The sequence below is a fragment of the Sinorhizobium sp. BJ1 genome (assembly GCF_002531555.1).
Taxonomy (GTDB): domain Bacteria; phylum Pseudomonadota; class Alphaproteobacteria; order Rhizobiales; family Rhizobiaceae; genus Sinorhizobium; species Sinorhizobium fredii_B.
This window is the reverse complement of sequence record NZ_NWTH01000126.1, coordinates 1-547: the sequence shown is the minus strand read 5'-3', so window position 1 is coordinate 547 and position 547 is coordinate 1. Positions and strand designations below refer to the sequence as shown.

Genomic DNA, 547 nt, shown 5'->3' with positions numbered 1-547 from the left:
GTGACATGCTCTTGCTTGCTCCTGTTTTTGCTCCTGTCGACGCCAAGGTCTGCTTGGTCGAATATTGACGCGGGGGGAAGATCGGGAAGGATCTCGGCATAGCCGATGTGCAGCCCGACCCCGCGTTCCGTCGGACGCTTTGGGTTGACGATGTCGGACAGTCCGCTCTCGCGAACATAGGTTTGGATGCGTTCGTTAGCCGCCTCGATTGCTGAATTCAGATGCCCCTCTTCGACACCGATGACCACCGCCGCAATCTCATCCCCGCCGACTCTCATCGGCACTACGGTGCCGCCCTGCTCGGCAAGGGAGTCGCCAAAGATCTTTGCCAGGGCCCGATAGTGCGCGTTAGCCCGCTCCGCCCTGTTCTGCATGGCCTGATTGAGACCTCCGAGGTTGGCAATGTCCGCCGAGACAAAGAACGCCGGCTCGCCCGTCTCCGAAACATGATCCTGCGCCCGTCTAAGCTCGGCCGACTTGAGTCCAGAAACCCGCGCATCGTAGAAACCCGTCACGTCGTCGCGAGCCATCGGTTGATAGAGAGACC

General features: G+C 60.3%; 1 protein-coding gene. It reads right to left on the bottom strand.

Features of this window, described 5'->3' with window-relative positions; translation table 11 throughout:
• On the bottom strand, positions 1 to 547 hold a 547-nt coding region (locus CO676_RS35675; protein WP_210202671.1), incomplete at both ends, for a hypothetical protein.